The sequence below is a fragment of the Streptomyces otsuchiensis genome, assembly GCF_004305975.1.
GTDB classification, from domain to species: Bacteria; Actinomycetota; Actinomycetes; order Streptomycetales; family Streptomycetaceae; genus Streptomyces; species Streptomyces otsuchiensis.
Genome location: NZ_BHZI01000494.1, coordinates 1 through 1,829 on the forward strand (window position 1 = coordinate 1; position 1,829 = coordinate 1,829).

A 1,829-nucleotide genomic window follows, 5' to 3' on the forward strand; every position below is an offset into this window, starting at 1 on the left:
GGACGGGGCTGACGGACTGGACCATCGGCACGCTCCAGCGGACGTTCGAGACACGACGCGGCGGCCAGCCGGTGCGGACGCTGCCGTCCCCGGGCTTCGCTACCGGACGCCGATGGTGCGGGCGCGGCAGCGGCTGGCGCGGTCGCTGCGCACCGTGCGGCGCGCGGCCCCGGACGGACCGCTCGTCCCGGCCCTCACGGAGGTGGGCCGTTGGATGGAGGAATTTCACCCCCGTTCGATGGTCGAACTGGACTACGGGGGACTTGTGCATACCATTTCGGCGGAAGCCCTGGCGGTGGATCACTCCGCCGCCGAGGTGGCCGAGGCGCTCGCGGCACTGGCCGCGGACGACCTGGAACGAGCGGGGGAGCTGTACGAGGCACTGACGGAGCGGTGGACGAGCGTGCGCGAGCGGCAGTTCGCGAGCTGACGCCCGACGCTCCTACCGGCGTGCCGCGCGGGACACCAGGGACCTAAGTCCCGATCCCGGCGGATTCGGTCCCATCCTGGCTCAAGTCACGCAAGCGTGATGGATGGCACGGGGACGGATGTCTCAGGATCTCTTGCCTTCAAGTGGCCCCCTCATGTCAAAATAGGACAAGGAGCTCGGTGGGGCTCCTTCTGTCCGCGTTGTGGGGACAGATCGGTATTGCGCTTCTTGAGGGTTTCGTGAGGGATCGTCATAGCGTGACTGTTCGTCACGGTGGGATGACTGTCCGTTATGGCATGGTCCATCCAGCAACCGCCGAAGTTGAACACCTGAGAGGGCAATTCCATCGGTTTGGCCGACCTGGCTGGGCGGATGGTGTAGTTGTAGTGCCGAGGACAAGCCGTTCGTCCTATAACCGACTCGACCCGCGTGCACCAATTTCGGGCATCGCGGGTCAAGGTGCAGAATTTAAGAGGAATGAACCGTATCGGTTCGGTTCTCTCGAGGAGGCCGCTGATGACCGCTCGCACCCCTGACGCCGAGCCGCTGCTGACGCCGGCGGAGGTTGCCACCATGTTCCGCGTTGACCCCAAAACGGTCACACGCTGGGCAAAGGCGGGCAAGCTCACGTCGATCCGCACGCTCGGTGGGCACCGACGCTACCGCGAAGCGGAGGTGCGTGCGCTGCTCGCGGGCATCCCGCAGCAGCGTGGCGAGGCCTGAGCAGCTAGTAGACAGGCAGTAACGCCTGGTGCCGGAGTCCCCTCTCCGTGCCGTGGCAGTGCCCCAGACCGCATCGGACTCCGCCGGGTCCGATGCGGTTTTCTGTTGCCCGGGGGTGCTCCTGGGGGTGGCTGTGAGGCTCACCACGGGCGGTGCAATTGCACATATTAAATTCGGAGCTTCATCCTCCGCTCGAACGAAGGTGCCGACGAGGCGAGTTGAGTGACTCCCGTCACACTCGACTTCCCTTGTCCCGGTCAAAGCCGTTCCGGTAGTGAGAACGACCGCGCGCGGCCCGGCGTTCCCCGTCGCCGCAACTCTGCCATCCCTGCCGGCCGCCGTGGTTCGGCGTCACCCCCGCGTGGCGCGGATCGGTGCGAACCGTCACCCGTCCGCCGTAGGCGTGCCCCCAGGTGGGGCGTGTGCGCCGGAGCGGGGCAAGGGGCCCCGCGTGCAAGGACATTGCGTGCGCCCCCTGTGGGGCGCCGTCGAGCCGGGTGCGGGCCTCGTCGCCCGCAGCACCACACCTGCCCCCGGCAGGTCGGCGCACACGCGTGGAGCGGCATGCGTGACCCAGTGCACAGCCGCTGCCGCTCGCTCGCGCCGGGCCCGTTCGGCCGCCGTCACGGTGGCGGGCGACTTGGGGCGATGGGGGGCGATGCGGGGTCGTCGAACG

General features: G+C 68.1%; 2 protein-coding genes. Both read left to right on the forward strand.

Annotated features, from left to right (window positions below):
* A partial coding sequence (locus tag E0D90_RS28195; RefSeq protein WP_498072973.1) for a DUF8083 family protein occupies positions 1 to 430 on the forward strand: 430 nt, incomplete at its 5' end.
* 516 nt (positions 431 to 946) lie between these two features.
* On the forward strand, positions 947 to 1,153 hold the full coding sequence (bldC, locus tag E0D90_RS25385) for a developmental transcriptional regulator BldC (protein WP_019431930.1): 207 nt from the start codon (positions 947 to 949) through the stop codon (positions 1,151 to 1,153).
* Positions 1,154 to 1,829: the final 676 nt, after the last annotated feature.

Bases quoted from the DNA above. Each gene is read 5' to 3' on its own strand.
- bldC (WP_019431930.1), top strand. From the start codon at position 947: ATGACCGCTCGCACCCCTGACGCCGAGCCGCTGCTGACGCCGGCGGAG.